General features: G+C 43.7%; 14 protein-coding genes and 1 pseudogene. 8 read left to right on the top strand and 7 right to left on the bottom strand.

The window, feature by feature from the left end; translation table 11 throughout:
- Positions 1 to 4: 4 nt before the first annotated feature.
- The 4 genes from AAHJ11_RS19355 to AAHJ11_RS19340 are packed head-to-tail and all read left to right on the top strand — an operon-like array spanning position 5 to position 7,766.
- Positions 5 to 1,759: a rhomboid family intramembrane serine protease gene (locus AAHJ11_RS19355; protein WP_320974919.1), complete on the top strand. Its 1,755-nt coding sequence runs from the start codon at positions 5 to 7 to the stop codon at positions 1,757 to 1,759.
- Positions 1,760 to 1,766: 7 nt separating this feature from the next.
- Entirely contained in the window at positions 1,767 to 2,186 is a 420-nt protein-coding gene (locus AAHJ11_RS19350; protein WP_074556967.1) for a hypothetical protein, read from the top strand.
- Positions 2,187 to 2,224: 38 nt separating this feature from the next.
- Positions 2,225 to 7,285, top strand: a complete 5,061-nt coding sequence (locus AAHJ11_RS19345) for a DUF4132 domain-containing protein (RefSeq protein ID WP_320974918.1) — start codon at positions 2,225 to 2,227, stop codon at positions 7,283 to 7,285.
- A 7-nt stretch (positions 7,286 to 7,292) separates the two neighbouring features.
- A complete protein-coding gene (locus tag AAHJ11_RS19340; protein ID WP_217723073.1) occupies positions 7,293 to 7,766 on the top strand; it encodes a GAF domain-containing protein in 474 nt (157 codons plus the stop codon).
- Positions 7,767 to 7,875: 109 nt separating this feature from the next.
- On the opposite strand, the gene AAHJ11_RS19335 is transcribed toward AAHJ11_RS19340, so the two are convergent.
- The 6 genes from AAHJ11_RS19335 to AAHJ11_RS19310 all read right to left on the bottom strand — a co-directional run bounded on the left by AAHJ11_RS19335 (position 7,876) and on the right by AAHJ11_RS19310 (position 13,666).
- Positions 7,876 to 8,190, bottom strand: a complete 315-nt coding sequence (locus AAHJ11_RS19335) for a chaperone modulator CbpM (RefSeq protein WP_167511769.1) — start codon at positions 8,188 to 8,190, stop codon at positions 7,876 to 7,878.
- Positions 8,191 to 8,204: 14 nt separating this feature from the next.
- Complete coding sequence (locus AAHJ11_RS19330; protein ID WP_122138235.1) at positions 8,205 to 9,170, bottom strand: DnaJ C-terminal domain-containing protein; 966 nt, start codon at positions 9,168 to 9,170, stop codon at positions 8,205 to 8,207.
- Positions 9,171 to 9,283: 113 nt separating this feature from the next.
- Entirely contained in the window at positions 9,284 to 10,987 is a 1,704-nt protein-coding gene (locus AAHJ11_RS19325) for a phosphoethanolamine transferase (protein ID WP_320974917.1), read from the bottom strand.
- Positions 10,974 to 12,173, bottom strand: coding sequence for a BamA/TamA family outer membrane protein (locus tag AAHJ11_RS19320; RefSeq protein WP_217723077.1), 1,200 nt, complete (start codon positions 12,171 to 12,173; stop codon positions 10,974 to 10,976). Before AAHJ11_RS19320 ends, AAHJ11_RS19325 begins: the two co-directional genes overlap by 14 nt.
- An 89-nt stretch (positions 12,174 to 12,262) precedes the next feature.
- On the bottom strand, positions 12,263 to 13,276 hold the full coding sequence (locus tag AAHJ11_RS19315; RefSeq protein WP_148364624.1) for a threonine aldolase family protein: 1,014 nt from the start codon (positions 13,274 to 13,276) through the stop codon (positions 12,263 to 12,265).
- Positions 13,277 to 13,447: 171 nt separating this feature from the next.
- Positions 13,448 to 13,666, bottom strand: coding sequence for a winged helix-turn-helix domain-containing protein (locus tag AAHJ11_RS19310; protein ID WP_004301053.1), 219 nt, complete (start codon positions 13,664 to 13,666; stop codon positions 13,448 to 13,450).
- 236 nt (positions 13,667 to 13,902) lie between these two features.
- Here AAHJ11_RS19310 and AAHJ11_RS19305 point away from each other — a divergent pair, with 236 nt between their 5' ends.
- From AAHJ11_RS19305 to AAHJ11_RS19290, 4 genes are all read left to right on the top strand, one after another.
- A complete protein-coding gene (locus tag AAHJ11_RS19305) occupies positions 13,903 to 15,642 on the top strand; it encodes a thiamine pyrophosphate-dependent enzyme (RefSeq protein ID WP_217723079.1) in 1,740 nt (579 codons plus the stop codon).
- 168 nt (positions 15,643 to 15,810) lie between these two features.
- On the top strand, positions 15,811 to 16,728 hold the full coding sequence (locus AAHJ11_RS19300; protein WP_217723081.1) for a DUF2157 domain-containing protein: 918 nt from the start codon (positions 15,811 to 15,813) through the stop codon (positions 16,726 to 16,728).
- Complete coding sequence (locus tag AAHJ11_RS19295; RefSeq protein ID WP_217723083.1) at positions 16,712 to 17,686, top strand: DUF4401 domain-containing protein; 975 nt, start codon at positions 16,712 to 16,714, stop codon at positions 17,684 to 17,686. The genes AAHJ11_RS19300 and AAHJ11_RS19295 overlap by 17 nt, the downstream gene beginning before the upstream one ends.
- A complete protein-coding gene (locus tag AAHJ11_RS19290; RefSeq protein ID WP_195650266.1) occupies positions 17,673 to 18,170 on the top strand; it encodes a GDYXXLXY domain-containing protein in 498 nt (165 codons plus the stop codon). Before AAHJ11_RS19295 ends, AAHJ11_RS19290 begins: the two co-directional genes overlap by 14 nt.
- Positions 18,171 to 18,453: 283 nt before the next feature.
- On the opposite strand, the pseudogene AAHJ11_RS19285 reads toward AAHJ11_RS19290, so the two are convergent.
- A pseudogene (locus AAHJ11_RS19285) lies at positions 18,454 to 19,934 on the bottom strand (hypothetical protein); the annotation flags it as partial.

Below are 19,934 nucleotides of genomic sequence, written 5' to 3'. Positions count from 1 at the left end.
AAATATGGCACTCAAACCTTCATATAATGACAAACTACATCTGCCTGGTTTATCCAACACGGAAATCCTTATATTGGCTCTCGAAGCTTCTCAAAAACTTGAGTGGAATATCAGAGAAGTGACTCCGGAAGGAGTCCGGTTTGAAGTCCCGTTCAATATGTACTCTCACGGAGAGGTAATAACCTTTACTATAGAAAAGGAAAGTGACGGAGAAGTATCCGTTCGCAGCCAGTCTTCTTCCGTACAATTTGTTGATTATGGAAAGAACAGAAAAAATATACAGAAATTACGGGAGGCGATGGAAGAAATAAGGACTTCACTCACTCTGGAAGAGCTAAGCCGGAGAGCAGAAGATTTCGAAGAAGAGTTCAACCGACCGCTCACGGAAGAAGAAAAAGCTTATATAGAAGAAGAAAAGAAAAAAAACTCCTTCCTGTCTTTCTTCATTCCCCGCAAAGGATTCATAGCGACCCCCATCCTGATAGACATCAACATTCTTGTATTCATTGTGATGATTGCTTCCGGAGTGGGTATTATGTCCCCTTCCACTCTGTCACTACTGAAATGGGGAGCCGACTTCGGACCGCTAACTCTCACTGGTGACTGGTGGCGCACAGTGACTTGCAACTTCATACATATCGGAGCTTTCCATCTCCTGATGAACATGTATGCTTTCATGTATGTAGGACTTCTATTGGAAGAACTGATAGGAGGACGCCGTATGTTCGTTTCATACCTGCTAACCGGATTATGTTCGGCTGCATTCAGCCTGTATATGCACGGTGAGACAATCAGCGCCGGAGCTTCCGGATCTATCTTCGGACTTTACGGTATATTCCTTGCGTTCCTCCTCTTTCATCGCATCGCCAAAGAACAACGAAAGGCATTGTTAACCAGCATCCTCATTTTTGTGGGGTATAATCTAGTTTACGGGATGAAAGCCGGCATTGATAATGCCGCCCATATTGGCGGGTTGTTAAGCGGGTTTGTCCTGGGAATTATATATGTGGCCGGCTACAAGTTCGAGAAGCCCGATGCACAGCGGACTGTCTCCATCATCGGGGAGCTTGGTATATTCTGTATATTCCTGTTCAGCTTCATGATCCTGTGCAAAAACGTTCCTCCTCTTTACCCGGAGATACGTAATGAATGGGAAAGCGGTATTGTGGAAGCCTATCTGAATGGCGAACTGGAAGAAGAAAACGAGAACAGTAATCATTCCACTGTGAATGCTACGGACAATCTTTCCAGCAGGAAAGTTACGGCATATACGCCTGTCGGCAATGACGATACGTGGCTGTCTTATTATGATGCAGCTACCAAATTCAGTTGCCAGTATCCTACCAACTGGACAAAAATAACAGGAGCAAAAGGAATAATTGACAGTGCGGAACCTCCATTACTCATGCTGGTCAACGGAGGGAATCAATTAACGATTACCGCCCTCACCTACGACACGCAGAAGGAGTTTGAACACATGAAAGAGTTATCACTCACTCTCCCGAGAAATACACAAGGGGAACCGTCAGAAGATTACCAACTAAGCAATGTCAACATCAACGGACTCCCTATGACAAAGATCACGAATCCCCTGCACATCGGGGCTCCTGATGAACCGGGAGAGGATGTAAAACAAATAGTGTTGCATTATTTTCAAGAGAGCAAGAAACGATCTTTTGCCATTGTCATGCTTGTCTATGACGAAGAAGCTGAAACCGATCTGAATGCCATTACATCAAGTATTCAGATCACCCAATAAAGAGAATATGAGAGTATATATCCAAGTCAAACAGTTAGGAAAACGAAAGTGCAGTATCGAAAAGATTCCTATCGATTTTCCTGTTCCGCCTGTCAATGTACAGGGGTTGATCGAAGCCATCGTCAGTTGGCAAGTCTGCGAATACAATGAACGCTTGCAACAGAGCGAAGTGCTGAAATACCTCACACAGGAAGAAGTGGAAAATAAAACAGCTTCCGGCAAAGTAGGGTTTGCAGTAAATTATAACGGCAAACCAGCTGTAGAAGTCGAAGCGATCACCAATGCCCTGCAATCCTACGAGGACGGGATTTTTCGTATCTTCATGGATGATGCGGAAGCCGGGGACTTATCCTCTCCCATCCAACTTAAAGAAGAATCGACCCTGACCTTCATCCGGCTCGCCATGCTGTCGGGAAGATTGTGGTAATCATTATCCTATAAAACACATTGAAAACGAAAAGAATCATGAGACTGATTTATAATGACGCATTAAATAAACGGATTGCTCCATACCTTGAAAGGTTAACAAAAAAGAGAACCAGTTTAGACAAAGAGACAATGACACTGTTGGATGTATTCATGCAATACTTCAACATGGATACCCGATATGGTGCATACAGCGATAAATTAGAGCCTTGCATCATCTATATTATCCAAGAAGAAAAGATTAAAAGCGTTGCCAATCTTTTCGACGGTAAGTTGAACAAGCTACTCCGCTATCTATTGGGAGACGAGTACGCCCACCTATTCCACACCTATCTGGAGCTCAAAGCACGGTGTCCGTACACTCACGGATACTCGCGCCGGTCGCAACGGTCGGCAAATCCTCTTCTGCATATCGGCCACGTTATAGATGCATTGACCCAGTTTCTGAAACTGCGCGCCACCGGATTTACGGATCAAGCCGTACTAAACGGAGGAAACACTCCGGAAGAAATAGAAGCATACAAGGATTCGATGAACTGCCAGAACTGGATGGCCGCCCAAATAGCAGAAGGCAACCAGACTGTCATTAAGCATCTCAACAGCGTGCTAACCAGCGAAAATAACGCCAACCGCCTCAATCAGGGACATTTTCAGGCTATTGCAATGAGCGGATACCGCCCCTTACTGGAACTGGAAGGAAAGTTACTTCTGGCAGCCAAATTACAGGAAGGGCTCCGTCAAGCTATCGTGGAAACGATGGACGAAGGATGTCCCGAAAGCTATCTCCATCTTTTCTCGGTCATCTGCGACAACGGTCTGGAACGATTTGCTTCCGTAAAACGCGGTATTGCAGTCAGTACGGGGATTGGAGAACAAGACAGCAGCGAACGTATCACCAATAAATATGTAGAACTGATCCATCGTTTTCTGAACGACCGGAAACAGGCACACGCTGCTCTTCAAAGCAAAGATACAGTCGAACTCTATCTGGCTTTATGGAGCATCGGATTCTATAATACGGAAGAGATTCAGACACTTGTGCCGGAAATTATCAAGAAAGGTGCTAAATATCAGGTACAGACGTTACTTTATTTCTTGCGCTGTACACAATATTCCGGCATGAACCACCGAATCAGCAAAAATGCCTTCGAAAGATGGCATAAGGAACCGTCGGTGGTAGCGGCTATCTTACCGTTGTATCTGTCCGGTCTCTATCTTAGCCGGTACGGAGGACACAAAGATGTCCCGTCACTCCACGACTATTTTGATAGCAAAGAAGAAGCGGCCCGCCATTATGAATATCTGAAGCAAGTCTATCAGTCCATCTCCGCCAAAGAGATTTATTCTCCTTATGTGTTCCCTTGGGAAAGCGCAGAGCTCACCCGTTCGGAAATCGTTCTCAAGATGGCATATATCACCTGGATGACCAATAACTCTGCATTGAAAGACGACCTTTGCAGCTATCTGCCCTCTCTGGATACTTATATGCGGGCAGGCTATATCGGTGTCGTATTAGCTCCACCGACCAGTCCGCTACAGGAAGAATATGTACTGCAATCATTGGGCGACCGTTCGCAAGATGTGCGTGAAGAAGCATATAAAGCATTGTCCGAGATGACCTTATCGCCCGAACAGAACCAGAAAGTAGAAGAGTTGCTGCGCTTCAAATATAGTGAAATGCGTATCCATGCCATCAATCTGCTGATGAAACAGCCCAAAGAACAGCTAGCCGGCAGCATCCGCCGCTTGCTAACAGACAAGGTTGCCGAACGCCGCCTGGCAGGATTGGACATGATGAAGACCATACACAACGTAGAATTCCTGCAAGATATCTATCAGGAATTGATTCCGACAGTCAAAGAGATTCAGAAGCCGAATGCAAAAGAAAAAGTATTGATAGAATCTCTGATTGGCAATGGAACAGAAGAGAGCGTCGCACAACATTATACCAAAGATAACGGTTTTGGTCTGTACGATCCGTCTCTTGAAGTCAATCTGCCGGAAATTACCCAGGACAAAGGATTCAACGTTAAAAAAGCATTCGAATTCATTTGCTTCGGAAGGGCCAAACTCGTTTTCAAGAAACTAAGCAAATACATCGAAACCTACAAGAATGAAGAATTCAAGAATGGGTACGGAGAAGCACGCCTGATAGGTAACAGTGTCCTGATAAACTGGAGCAACTACGGAGGATTGAGCGGACTCGGATTCCCGGAATTGTGGAAAGCCTTCTACGAAGAAGAAATAGGAAGCTATGACAAATTGCTGATGATGAGTTTCATGCTTGCATCGACAGGTGCTCCCAAAGACAAGGACGACTACGATGAAGAGGATGAAGAAGACATCAAGGCAGCCCAGAAGTCAAGTAATACTTTTGAGCCGCTTGTCAACCGTATGTATGCCGGCATCACTTACCGCGGATTGCAGAAAGACCTCCGCAAGATGCCGTACTATGAACAGATGAGTGATATCATCGAAGCACTGGCATACGAGTACAAAGATGAAGCCGTCTATCAACGACTGGCTGTCAATATGCTACTCCAACTGTTGCCTTTGCTGAATACCAAAAACATTTTCCGCCAGTACACCAGTAAGCATGCATGGCTCCAGGACAAACTGGAATACGGAGAAAAACAGGTCGTTTATCCGATACATAACAACAAATTCGTGAACTTCTGGCTCGAAATGCCTCAAAAGCCCATGAGTGATGATTTATTTATCCGTTACTTCACGGTGCGCTATCAGCTTTATAAGCTCACCAACTACATGGAGCATACCCCCGAATTGGAGGAAACGGACTCTTATCTTCATGCCACGGACTTTGCTCGTGCCTGGATGCTGGGAATCATCCCGACAGAGGAAGTATACCGTGAAATGATAGGACGCACCAGCTCTCCCAGCCAGATTAAAGCAATCACCATGGTATTGAACGACAATGTTCGTTTCAACAAGGAAAAAGAAAGATACGCCGATATCAAAAACATCGACTTCTCCCTCTTCCGTTCCCTCGCCCAAAAGGTGGTAGACCGGATTCTTGAAATCGAATTAAAACGCGGAGACTCCGAGACACAAGTCACCTCCCTTGCAGAAGAACTAAGCTACGTCTATGGAGCCGAAACATTTATCCGTATTCTGCAAGCATTCGGCAAAGATACTTTCATACGTGACAGTTACAACTGGGGCAGCACCAAACGGGGTGTATTGAGCAGCTTGCTTCATGCTTGCCATCCCCTGCCTACGGACACCAGCGAGAAGCTGAAGGAACTGGCGAAGCAGGCCGAAATCAGCGACGAGCGACTGGTAGAAGCCGCCATGTTCGCCCCGCAATGGATTGAACTGACCGAAAAGGCAATAGGCTGGAAAGGACTGACAAGTGCAGCCTATTATTTCCACGCCCACACCAATGAAACGTGTGACGACAAGAAGAAAGCGATTATCGCCCGCTACACCCCCATCGACGTGGATGACCTGCAGGAAGGTGCTTTTGACATCGACTGGTTCAAAGATGCATTTAAGACAATTGGCAAGCAACGCTTCGAGGTGGTCTACAATGCCGCTAAATATATTTCATGCAGCAACAGCCATACCCGTGCCCGTAAGTTTGCCGATGCTACCAACGGTGCAGTGAAGGCGGCAGATATAAAGAAAGAAATAATAGCCAAGCGCAACAAAGACTTATTGATGAGCTACGGCCTCATCCCATTGGGACGAAAGCCGGATAAAGAACTGCTGGTTCGTTATCAATACCTGCAGAAATTCCTGAAAGAGAGCAAGGAATTCGGTGCTCAAAGGCAGGAAAGCGAAAAGAAAGCGGTAAACATCGCCCTGCAAAACCTGGCACGCAACTCTGGTTACGGAGACGTTACCCGCCTGACCTGGAGCATGGAAACCGAACTGATTAAAGAACTTCTTCCCTACCTGTCTCCCAAAAAGATAGACGGCGTAGAAGTGTATGTACAAATCAACGAGGAAGGCAAATCGGAGATTAAGCAAATCAAAGACGGCAAAGAACTCAACAGCATGCCTGCCAAACTGAAAAAGCATCCGTATATAGAAGAACTGAAAGCGGTGCACAAAAAGCTGAAAGACCAGTACACCCGTTCGCGCATCATGCTGGAACAGGCGATGGAAGACTGCACCCGTTTTGAAGAAAACGAATTGCGCAAGCTGATGCAGAATCCTGTCATCTGGCCATTATTGAAACATCTCGTCTTCATCTGCAACGGACAGACAGGCTTCTACACCGATGGATTGCTGGTTACAGTGAATGCCGTTTGCCTCCCGTTAAAACCGAAAGACGAGTTACGCATCGCACACCCCACAGACCTGTATACAAGCGGAGACTGGCATGCTTACCAAAAATTCCTGTTTGATAAATCAATCCGCCAACCTTTCAAACAGGTGTTCCGCGAACTTTACGTTCCGACTCCGGAAGAAGTAGAAGCCACTCAATCCCGCCGTTATGCCGGAAATCAGATTCAACCACAGAAAACGGTTGCCGTACTGAAAGGACGCCGTTGGGTAGCCGATTATGAGGATGGTCTCCAAAAGATATATTACAAAGAGAATATCATCGCCACCATCTATGCCATGGCAGACTGGTTCTCCCCTGCCGACATCGAAGCTCCGACATTGGAATATGTCTGCTTCCATAGCCGCAAAGACTACAAGTTGATGAAAATCTCGGAGATTCCTCCTGTCATCTTCTCCGAAGTAATGAGAGATGTAGATCTGGCAGTGAGCGTAGCCCATGCCGGAAGCGTTGACCCGGAAACCAGCCACTCTACCATCGAGATGCGCAGCGTACTGGTGGAACTGACGATACCGTTGTTCCATTTCAAGAACGTGACAATAAAAGGAAGTTTTGCTCACATCGAAGGCAAACTGGGTAAGTACAATATTCATCTGGGCAGCGGTGTGATCCATCAGGAAGGTGGTGCACAGATAGCCGTTCTTCCGGTACATTCACAGAATCGCGGACGCCTGTTCCTGCCTTTCGTAGATGAAGATCCGAAGACTGCCGAGATACTGACTAAGATTATCTTCTTTGCAGAAGACGATAAAATAAAAGATCCCAGCATCCTGAACCAAATCAAATAGTAAAGAGATGGCAGAAAATTTAATCATCCACACAGGAAGCAAGGAAGAAAAGTACCGGGAGTTACTTCCGCAACTGCATTCTTTGGTAAGTACGGAAGCGGATCTCATTGCCAATCTTGCCAATATGGCAGCAGCCTTAAAGCAGACTTTCGGTTTCTTCTGGGTAGGCTTTTACCTTGTGAAAGGGGAAGAACTCGTACTGGGTCCGTTTCAAGGCCCCATTGCCTGCACTCGCATCCGCTTTGGCAGAGGAGTTTGCGGAACTGCCTGGAAAGAAGCCCGCACACTGATTGTTCCTGATGTAGAACAGTTTCCCGGACACATAGCCTGTAGTTCGGACTCGAAATCGGAAATAGTAGTACCGATCCTCAAGCAGGGCAAAGTTGTCGGGGTGCTGGATATCGACAGTGATACATTGGATAGCTTCGACACTATCGACACACGCTATTTGGAAGAGATTTGTACGTATATTGTATTATAAAATAACGGTATAAACGTCCTGAAAAAACGGAGGCTTTGATTGAATGAATCAGAGCCTCCGTTTACTATAAATAGAACCTCTGTTCGAATCAAACAGAGGCTCTGTTTTTTTACCAGTCCATATCTTCTATTTCCCGTTCCCGATACAGCAAAAGTTGTTTGCGAAGCGAACTCATTTCGTGCCTCATATCTTCCATCCTTTCCAACAAATGATGAATGGCATCGATACCTTCCATATTGATGGATAAGTCGTAGTACATTCTGCTATAACGTTCCACGTTCGGGAGTTCCGACAAAAGCAGATAATGTTCGCCGCCTTCGGTATGCACGTTAATCAAACCGCCCTCTTCCAACATTTCGATGAATGAAGGCTCAATATGACATTTGTGACAGTATTCACTGACAATTATTAATTCGGTCTGCATAGTACTCATTCATTTTAGTTCATACTCTGTAATTGACGGAACAACTCTTTTTGTTTGTCGGTCAAGTTCGTAGGAATCTTGACAGAATAGGTCACAATCAAGTCACCGAATTGTCCTTCCTTCTTATAAACCGGAAATCCTTTACCTTTCAGACGGACTTTCGTACCGTTCTGCGTTTCCGGTTTTATCTTCAGTTTCACTTTACCGTCCAGCGTGTCGACTACTTTCTCGCCTCCCAATACGGCAGAGTAAAGGTCTACTTCCACATCTACGTACAGATCGTCGCCCAAGCGTTTGAACACCGGATCTTCAGCTATCACGAACGTAATGTACAAGTCGCCCGCAGGTCCTCCGTTGACACCCTCGGCTCCGTAGCCTTTCAGTTTAATAACCTGTCCGTCGGCTACACCGGCAGGGATAGTGATACGTACCTGTTTACCATTTACGGTCAATATCTGCTTATGCGTTTGAGCAGCATCACGAAGGGAAAGATGAAGTTCGGCATTAAAGTCCTGTCCGCGGAATCCCGCAGAGCCTTGTCCTCTTCCTCCCCGATGTCCGAACATGGATTCGAAGAAATCGGAAAATCCACTGGCATTGCCACCGGAGAATCCCTCTCCATCGGAACTATACCAATAGGTTCCGTTACCGTCGGAGAAACCCTGCCCCGCACCGCCGAATCCGCCGAAACCTCCTGCACCGCCAAAGCCTCCGGCTTGTTGCTGTGCACGTTTCTGTGCTTCGAATTCATCGGCATGCTTCCAATGTTCTCCGTACTCGTCATACTTTTTACGTTTCTCCGGATCACTTAGTACCTCATTGGCTTCATTGATTTCCTGAAACTTATCCTTTGCACTCGGGTCATTAGGATTCAAGTCAGGATGATATTTCCGGGCCAACTTACGAAAAGCCTTTTTGATATCATTCTGCGAAGCACTTTTGTCTACTCCAAGAATCTTGTAATAATCTATATAGGCCATGTTTTATGAATTTAATCGTTCATACATCATAAGGCAAATAACACGCCAATCCCGCTTTTGGATGCAAAAATTAAAATAAATAAGTATTAAGTATCAAGTATTAAGTATTATACCTAATACTTAATATCCTTCTTTTCCAGCATCTGGAAGTCTTGCTTCTTCATGCCCAAATCATCCAACGGACGGGGTTCATTGTGATCGTTCAGATAAACTCTCGGTTTTAGGACGTAGTGCGAAGCTGTTACAGCCTGCGAATCATCCCGGTAAGGGGTTTCTATTCCACCTAAAGACACCATGGTCGGGAAGAAAGAACTGCTGGAGGAAATATTCTTATCCTTATTACCAATGGCGGTACTCCAGTGTTCGGGATAGCTTTCACGGTAGTTGCCAGACATCCAGATAAGGAACGGAACGTGAAGCTGATAATAAGAAGGTACAGGAGAAGCGTGAAGGAACAGATGACGGGAATCGTCGAAAATGTCCTCTCCATGATCGGAAGTGTAGAGCATGGCGGCATCTGTCTGCTGATTTTCCAGTATGCGGATAAGCCGTGACAAGAAACGGTCTGTATAACGGATAGAGTTATCGTAGGCATTTATCAGATTATCCCGGTATTTCCTTTCCGCATCAACCGGATAATCGGGTGTAAAGAAAGCATCTTCTGACGGATAACGTTCACGATAGTTAAAGTGGGAACCGTAGGTGTGAAGTACGATGAATTGTTTCATCGCACCTTTCGCCAGTTCCTGCTCCACCAATTTCAGAAGTTCGTCGTCAGAAGGATTGTAGGAAGAACTGACAGAATCTTCTTTTATAAAATCGTACGTATCGGCTTCCATTCCGAAGAAGTCGATAAACGAATGGTTGTAACGTTGGTTGGAAAAGAAGGCTGTCCGGAAACCTGCCTCTTTGAAAGCAGTGATGATTCCTTTCTGATGGTAGATAGAGTCGTAGTTGCAAGCAGTAGCGTCCGACATCAGCATGGGGACACTTTTATGTGTCGTATTCGACTCTGTCAGTACTTTCGGGAAAGCAATCAGACCCGGTTGCCGGGATAAAAGCGGGTTTGTTTCACGTTCGTAACCATACAGTTGCCAGTTCAGGGCACGGGAGGTTTCTCCTACAACCATTACGTATACTTCCCGTTTTTCTTCCGGATGCGTAGGGCGGGCATGAAAAGTAAAGTCCTTGGATGTACGGTGATAATCCTGCGTCAAAGCGGTTCGCTGGAAGGCAAGACCTACGTTGTAGCATACATTCAGCGGGTATAAATCAGACTTCAACTCATATCCCGGGTCTTGCATATAGGCTCCGACAAGACTAAGGAGAGAGATTCCAAAGACTATGGAGGCTCTCTTCCGTTCTCTGCGGATAAATTCTGCCGTGAGTTTCCGCTTGCGTACAATTGAAATGGTTCCCAATATCAAAGCGGGCACGTAGAGTATGATTACGGCAATAATGGCAGGTGTGAGGTTATCAAGCAGTTCCAAGGCTTCACTCGAATTGGTGGTAACCAGATTCAAAAACATATCGACAGCGATAATGGACTGGCCGAACAAATAGAGCAGCACGATCTGAAAGGCTCCGAAGAACAGAAACAGGAATAAAATCCAAAGCATCTTGCCACAATTCCTCGACAAAGTCATCAACAGGTAATAGCAACCGAAAGGTAACAACACATTGGCGACTTTTGCCATAAATGGTAAAGGTTCTGTAAAACAGAGTACCATATTAGGTACTATCAAGATAAACAGGAACAGATAAAACAGATGTTCCTGATTCTCCAACCAATTCTTTATATTCTTAAAAAGCTTCATTGATGTTAAAAATAAATCCGGTCTGGTGTTTGCCAAACCCTAAATCCAAACGTACATTTACTCTCTTCTTAAACTCCCAACGATAACCGAAACCATAATTAGGCAGAATATGTTTCGGGGTGAACTCGGAGAGTCGCGGAAAAATCGTTCCCGTTCCTGCCCATACTGCCACTCCATTCCGCTTCCAAACGTGTTGACGGAGTTCTATCTGTGCATCCATAGCACACTTGTCCCGATAGCGTCCTTCGTAATATCCACGCATCGAGTAGGAACTTCCCAGCGTTGCCATCAAGCCCCAGGGGGTATCTCCATAAGTAAGCAATGTGTGGAATTGCCCCGCCAATACTCCGCCCTTCCATACCGGTTGATAATAGCTGGTAGTGAGTTCTGTGCTGCTAAACGCATATTTATTGCCGAGAAAAGCCGGACTGCACCTTTGGTCTATCCGCAAGTAATAGCCATGGTATGCATTGGTCAGGAAGTCACGAGAATCATAAAGGAGGGAAAGTCCCAGGCTGGTATTGGTAGTTCGCGCGGCCATTCCTTCCCATAGTTCCGGTTTCTCAAAGTTCCGTCCGTCGATATAATCGAATACGGCCATCGGTCCGATGTAGAAGTTCTTTGCCAGCCGGAACATAAAATCGACTTTCACCTGTGCCTGAAAACGTTTATAATCACTTTCGTTATCAGAGTTCGCTCCATTGTCATATCCCCGACCCCAATACAGGCTGGGGAAAGAATAGAAATACAGATTGTAATTCAACCGGTATTTATCTTGCGGGAACAGATGGTTTCCACGAACTCCCAACAGATAGAAGCCGACCGTCGACACATCTCCGTAAAGAGAGACATTGGAAGGAGGAAGAAGCGAATCAATCCGATCGGTGCGATATAATCCGGCTGCCACCAGTCCGAGTCCGAACTTGGTATCACTGGAATAGTGAGGGCCGCCTATCACACTGAAATCAAACTTTTTATCCTTTTTTTCCTTATTGGCATCATTGAAGTAATCAAGAAACTTCTTAAAGAAGCTGCGCTTCGCCGGAACAGAATCTCCAATGGTTACAGGTATAGAATCCTCCGGCAGTTCAATTTTAGTAGAATGCAGCTGCGCGCCCAATGGGGTTTGTGTCAATAACAAAATCGCGAATATGATTAGCCTGTTCTGTCTAGTATTCATAATCATAAGAAGTAGAAAACTTTGCGGACAAAGTTAGTTTCAAACTTCTTATTACAACAGAGTTTCAGGCGCTTTTGTTGTTCCGGATTTCCTTTTTAACGTTTTAAAAGTCTTATAAACTCGCCTACATCCTCCTCTGTGGTATCAAAAGAAGTTACCAGACGGATTTCATTCTTCTCTTCGTTCCAGAAATAAAAGAAATAAGACTCCAGCATCCGGTCGATAACCAGGCGGGGCATGGTGAGGAATAACTGGTTACTTTCGGCTTTTTGAGTGAAAGTTACTTCGGGCAGTTTCTTCAATTCAGCATAGAGTATAGCAGCCATTGCATTGGCATGACTGGCATTCTTCAGCCAGAGGTTATCTGTGAGATATGCTGTAAACTGGCAAGAGAGGTAACGCATCTTCGACGCTAATTGGGCGGATTGCTTACGGATGAAGCGGGCTTCCGATTGCAAGTCTTTATTAAATACAATCACGCACTCTCCCATCATCAGTCCGTTCTTCGTTCCGCCGAAACTAAGAATATCGACTCCGCAATCTACTGTCAGTTCTTTTAAGGTAAGATTCAAAGCAGCACAGGCGTTGGCTATTCTGGCTCCGTCCATGTGTACATACATGCCATTCAGATGGGCAAAGTCTGTCAGACGTTTCAATTCTTCGGGAGTATAAATGGTGCCAAGTTCGGTACATTGGGAGATGTAGAGGGCTCTGGGTTGTGAATGGTGCTGGTCGCCGAAACCATGTAGATAAGGTTGCATCAATTCCGGGGTAAGTTTACCGTCAGGAGTGGCGATCGGGCGAATCTGACAACCTGTCATTTTCACGGGAGAGCCGCATTCATCTACATAGATATGAGCCGTTTCCGCACAAAAGATGGAATGATACGGACGGGTCATCAACTGCAATGCTACCACGTTGCTACCTGTTCCGTTAAATACAAACAAGGGGACACAGTTGGGCGTAAAGGTATCCTTTATCTTCGCTACGGCTTCTTCTGTCCATTTATCATCGCCATATCCTAAAGAATGGTCTATATTGGCCCGGTTCAATGCTTCCATTACCAACGGATGCACACCGGAATTATTGTCGGAGGCAAAACTTCTCATTGTTTCTTACATTTTAATTCGTGATGCAAAGTAACAGAATTATTTCCGGAAATCCATTGAAAGGAAGATACATAAAGCAGAAAAAGGATAAAAAACGAGAATCTCCGAAGTGCTGATTATGCTGTCATTCCTCCGGAGATTCTTCTGTTCTCGTTAAAGTGTCAAACTCTTTTAGCCAATATAAACATTCACACAGAGATATACATAAAGTTCTTCATCGCACTGATCGAACTCTATTTTGCTCTCTCTTGACAACCAGCCCAAAGCGGCACCCAGCTCTTTATCTTTCAGCCCGGATTTTCTCTTCAAAAGTCCATAGCTCCACTTCTCATTATTACTAAGCAGTTGCCAAACCTTACCGGCATTCACACCGATTTCATTTCTGTTCATTTTTCTAGAGTAATTAAGAGGTTTAATACATTAGGTTAAGATTTCGCCTATAAAGATAACAAAAGGATACTGCAATTGTTTATGCGTCTTTACTAAAAGGTTGTTACAGAATTAATTTTAACATAAAAGCGGTGATGTGTCCCGACACAAAGGTGTTATTAGTATATGTTAAATTAGAACTTTTCTTTGCAGCCATCTGTTATTACATAAAAATCAATCCTAAACCAATTACAGCTATGGCAAAAAAAATAGCAGAACAACTGATAGATACTCTGGTAAAATCCGGAGTTGAACGCATCTACGCCGTAACAGGCGACAGTCTGAATGAAGTAAACGAAGCAGTCAGAAAAAACGATCAAATAAAATGGATACATGTGCGCCACGAAGAAACAGGAGCATATGCCGCTGCTGCAGAAGCACAACTGACCGGTCGTCCGGGATGCTGTGCGGGAAGTAGCGGACCGGGGCATGTTCATCTGATTAACGGCTTGTATGACGCACACCGATCCGGCGCACCGGTAATTGCCATCGCCTCTACAATTCCTACCGGTGAATTCGGCACGGAATATTTTCAGGAGACGAATACCATCAAACTTTTTAACGATTGCAGTTATTATAATGAAGTAGCCACTACTCCCAAGCAATTTCCACGTATGCTCCAGTCGGCCATACAAACGGCTGTCACCCGCAAAGGGGTGTCCGTTATCGGGCTTCCGGGTGACTTGGCAAAGGCTTCTGCCGTTGCTGTCGACTCGTCGGTTATCAACTATCCTGCCCCACCGGAAGTTTGTCCGTCGGAAGAAGATCTGGCTCAATTAGCCGAGTTGTTAAACAAACATACACGCATCACTCTTTTCTGCGGCATCGGTTGCCGGGGAGCTCACGAGGAAGTGATTGCGCTTTCCGAGAAGCTGAACGCTCCGGTTGTATATACTTTCAAAGGAAAGATGGAGGTGCAATATGAAAATCCGTATGAAGTGGGTATGACCGGATTGCTGGGAATGCCGTCGGGCTATTACAGTATGCATGAAGCCGAAGTGCTTCTCATGCTCGGCACTGACTTTCCATATTCCGCTTTCTTGCCGGATGACATCAAGATAGCACAGATTGACATAAAGCCCGAACGTCTGGGACGCCGTGCAAAGGTGGATATCGGACTTTGCGGTGATGTTAAACTTAGCATCCAAAGTTTATTGCGTATGCTGAATCCGAAGACGGATGATTCGTTCCTGTTGAAACAACTCAAAAGATATGAAGGAGTAAAGAAGGATCTGGCTGCTTACACGGAAGATAAAGGTGATGTAAATAAGATTCATCCCGAATATGTGATGTCCGAAATAGACAAACTAAGTTCGGATGATGCTGTGTTCACAGTAGATACGGGAATGACTTGTGTGTGGGGAGCGCGTTATCTGCAAGCAACAGGCAAACGCCACATGCTGGGTTCTTTCAATCACGGTTCTATGGCAAATGCTTTGCCGCAAGCCATCGGCGCCGCACTAGCTTATCCGGATCGTCAGGTAGTGGCACTTTGCGGAGACGGCGGACTGTCTATGACTCTAGGAGATTTGGAAACTGTTGTCCAATATAAGTTGCCGATCAAAATCATCGTATTCAACAACCGCTCACTAGGAATGGTGAAGTTGGAAATGGAAGTGGACGGACTGCCGGACTGGCAGACAAATATGCTGAATCCGGACTTTGCCCAAGTGGCTGAAGCAATGGGAATGGCAGGCTTTAATGTCAGCGATCCGGAAGAAGTATTGACTACCTTACTTAATGCATTCGAACTGGATGGTCCGGTACTTGTCAATATCATGACTGATCCGAATGCACTGGCCATGCCTCCGAAAATCGAATTCGGACAAATGGTGGGTTTTGCACAGTCGATGTACAAGTTGTTAATCAACGGTCGCTCACAAGAAGTTATTGATACTATCAATTCTAACTTTAAGCATATACGGGAGGTATTTTAAGTTATTCTCTTTTTAGGATCTTCAATACCTCTCCCAAAGTATGACTTACTATTATTGCTAATCGCAATAAGGTAAGTCATACCTTTTTATAGTCTATTTTATAGTCTATCTTGAAGTGGAAATCATTTTATTTTCTTATGTTTGCAATTATTCAAAAAGTAAAAACACATGGAAAAGCCCGACCTTTCGCCTTTATCCCGACAAGCTCTACATGCAGATAAAAAACAGTGGAATCAATTTCTTTCTATTTTTTTATTGGCAGTGGGCGTTGGCTTTACAGTGGCAGGCATCGTCTTCTTTTTTGCCTATAACTGGGATGAACTACCTAAATTTGCCAAATTAGGAATGGTAGAAGTATTATTAGTAGTCTCTGTCCTGCTCGCTACATTTACCCGTTGGAGTAAGCTCGTCAAACAAATTCTCCTCACCGGAGCTACATTTCTGATAGGTACGCTTTTCGCTGTCTTCGGACAAATTTACCAAACAGGGGCCGATGCTTACGATCTCTTTCTGGGATGGACTCTTTTCACCATTCTCTGGGCGATTGCTATCCGCTTCGCTCCGTTATGGCTGACGTTCATCGGATTACTCTGTACTACGATATGGCTGTATAATATACAAATTGCCGGCTATGGCTCTTGGGAAATAACTCTATTGGGTAATGCAGTAACCTGGATATGTGCCGTGGCAACTATTATTACGGAATGGATGAGTGCAAAAGGTCATTTGAACAGAAACAATCGTTGGTTTGTCAGTCTTCTTTCGTTGGCTACCATTCTACACACCAGCTTTCTGTTAATGGCGACCATCTGTGATGATTATACCATATTATCTGTTCCTCTCATAACTACTGTCCTTCTATTCGCAGCGGGACTTTGGTACGGATGGAGAGAAAAGAGTCTGTTCTATCTCGCTATCATTCCTTTTGCCACATTAATGATTTTATTGACTACATTCATATCTAAAAGTGATCTTAGGGATGTTCAGATATTCTTCTATGGAGGAATTATTGTCATCACCGGGACAACTTTACTTATTTACATCATTCTTCATCTAAAAAAGCAATGGTATGGCACAGAAGCATAACCTCACTATTCAAGTCGTATCCATTATCGGGGGAATCCTGACGGCTATTTTCTTTCTGGGATTTCTGGCACTTGCCAGAATCATTCAATCCGAGATTTCCAGTCTGATTATAGGAATTTTGTTAATCATTACTACGTTAACAATCAGCCGCGTCGTTGTCCGGCCTTTTCTGGATGCGATGAACATCACTTTATATATAGCAGGATGCGTATTGGCAGGCTTTAGCATGAGTGCTAATATTCATGCCCTCTTCTTTATACTTATAATAATCAGTATACTCACTTTCTTTTTATCAAGAAGATTCATTCTCCCCTTTCTTTCAGTCATTCTGTTTAATATATCTTTATTTGGAGAAATTGCCTATGTCTTTTCTTCGTTTTATCCCCTGCAAATAGCAGTAATCCCTATCCTTGGAGCATTTCTATTTATCAATATCTTCGAAGTAAAGCTGTTTGAGTGGATAGAGAGGGGGAATTACTTTTTTAAATACAGACCGTTTCATGCCGGTTTATTTATATCCAGTATCGTCTCACTGGGAGGATTATCAATCAATTATCTGGTATCGGAAACAAATAGCTGGCTCGTATCGGGCATATTGTCCGTTTGTATATGGGTAGGACTTCTTATCATAATTCAACAAATCATGCAAGTCATGAAAGTCGACAATCCGGTGAATCAGATTGGTATCTACGTTCTTTGTATTATCATCTGTCTGCCTACTGTATTTGCTCCTTATTTATCCGGCAGTTTGTTACTGATTTTAATATGTTTTCATTATGGTTATAGAGCAGAGTGTGCCGCTGCACTTCTTCTCTTTATCTATGCCGTTTCCAAATACTATTATGATTTGAATTTGAGCCTGCTCACCAAATCCATTACGCTTTTCTTCATCGGAATTGCATGTATTGCAGCCTGGTATTTCTTCACTCAAAAAAGAACAAGACATGAAAAAATATAGCCGAATATTGATTATCGTAAACCTGATACTGTTACTAGGGTATTTCAACTGGTCGGTTTATAAGAAAGAGCAGATATTGAAAGACGGACAGTTGGTTTTGTTACAGTTAGTTCCTGTCGATCCCCGCTCTCTCATGCAAGGAGACTATATGAGACTTAACTACCAGGAAGCCTCATCAGCTCTGGTAGACGAACAAACTGCCACACGCGGTTATGCCGTACTTCGAACTGATAGTAATCAAATAGGAGAATTTGTACGATTGCAAAACGATTTAGAACCTGTAAACAGCGGTGAGCTAGCTATCAAATATAAAATAGTAAATAACCGGGTATATCTTGGTGCCGAGTCTTTCTTCTTCGAAGAAGGACAAGATACTCTTTATCAAAAAGCCATGTATGGCGGACTGAAAGTGAATGATAAAGGACAAAACTTACTTGTAGGACTGTATGATAAAGACTTTCATCGTATTCAATCCGATAAATAACCATAAAAGCCCGGACTTTCACAAGCCCGGGCTTTCTATATTCTCAAAACATCTCCTTAATCTATAGGGAAATAAGGGACTAGCAAATTGGTTCTAGTGCAAATAAGTGAGATGCCTTAAGAGCAATAAAAAGGAATGCCTGTGGGAAATTAGGGAGGCATCCCCTTTTCTTAAGAAGTACAGATATAGAAGGATTTACTTTCACAAGCAAAATCCTTCAATCTGTTGCTTCTCGGCGTATTCTTCACACAATGGTGAAGAAGGGTTTTCTTTTTATAGTTACTTAGTTAGCTCCATCAGCTTTCATTACTATCGGACATTTAACTTCTGTAACAGCTCCCCATGTATCTGTAATCTTCACTAAGGCATAACCTTCAACTTTAGATGCAATGGATACGGTAGTAGCTTTCAATTGTACAGTTAATTCATCATCAAACAAAACGGGAGTAGAAGTTATCCCGGTTATTTCAGCATATTTGGCAATCTCTGAACTTAGTTCTATAGTAACATTTGTTACTCTACTATCTCTACTTGCCTTAGCAATTGTCACGGCAACGTCTTTTACATCTTTAACAGTAAAATCAGCAGGTTTAATCTTGAATGATTTTTCAGATTCCTTTATTGACAATACTTTAGCTTTACTAGCAGCAATATCAGGATGTGAGCCTTCTTTGATTGCAGATCTTACAGTTAAGTTAAACTCTTTAGAGATTGTAGCTAAACGTTTATTTCCAAACGGCTGGTATGCAATAGTCATACGACGTGTTGAATAGACACCATCATTCTTAGTTGATTTGTACAACGGAACTGCAATTACAGAGTTTGTTTTGTTAACTAACCAATTTTCACCCATTTCCGGATTATCATCAGTACCAAAGTTAGGAGCATTCTCATCAAAAGATATATGTCCCTTATCTTCAGCACTCATTTCATCAAAGAGTGCATACAAGTCTTGATTTACAACTGCATTAGCTTTATCAGGAGTACCATAAGCAATAGCAGTTTTAGAACTTGTGAAATAAGCACTTAACGGCGTAAATGCAAATATACCGGCATCCTTAACTTCCACTTTCACATTTACCTTCTTAATTACTTCATCTCCCAATGTTGGTTGATAGTCCGGATTAATAATTTCCAAAACAGCATTATGCATTACAGCTGCAACTATAGTCGGATCAAATTGGAAAGCAATCTTATATCCTGTAACTTTACCTTTATTATCTGTTATAGCAACAGGTTGTGCACCAACAAGATTAATAGAACCGTCTTCATAAGCATACTCATTGCCATTAACAGAAATCTTATCTCCAGCAGCAAATCCAATGCTCTTCAATCTTACAGTAGGTTTATTCTTGCCAGTAAACTCTTTGTTCAAAATAGCGAATAAATCATCGGTTGAGTTAACAACAAGATTAGACGTATTATTTGAAGGATTTGTGGCATCTGCACCTTTAATCAGATTCCAAACAACAGCATCAGCGATAGTAATATCAGCACCCGTGTCATAAGTAAAGTTCACAGTAAAGGTTTTAGCATTACCTCCTTCAACTTTTGTACCGTCTGTTTTCAAGTAATTAACTTTCACTTCAATAGTACCTTGTTTAGTAGGTGAGGAAATTGTATTTGTAGCTTCGTCAAATACAGCACCAATAGCTTCCAAATCAGTCTTTTCAATAGAATAATAATGAGCCGCAGGAATAGCTTCACGCTTACGCCCGCTGACCGATACGACGCCCAAATGTCTTCTCAAGATAGGAGAACGAT

This window comes from Bacteroides sp. 90-K9/2 (assembly GCF_047310725.1).
Lineage (GTDB): Bacteria > Bacteroidota > Bacteroidia > Bacteroidales > Bacteroidaceae > Bacteroides > Bacteroides vicugnae.
The sequence above is the reverse complement of the archived record's forward strand: the minus strand, read 5'-3'. Positions and strand labels throughout refer to the sequence as shown.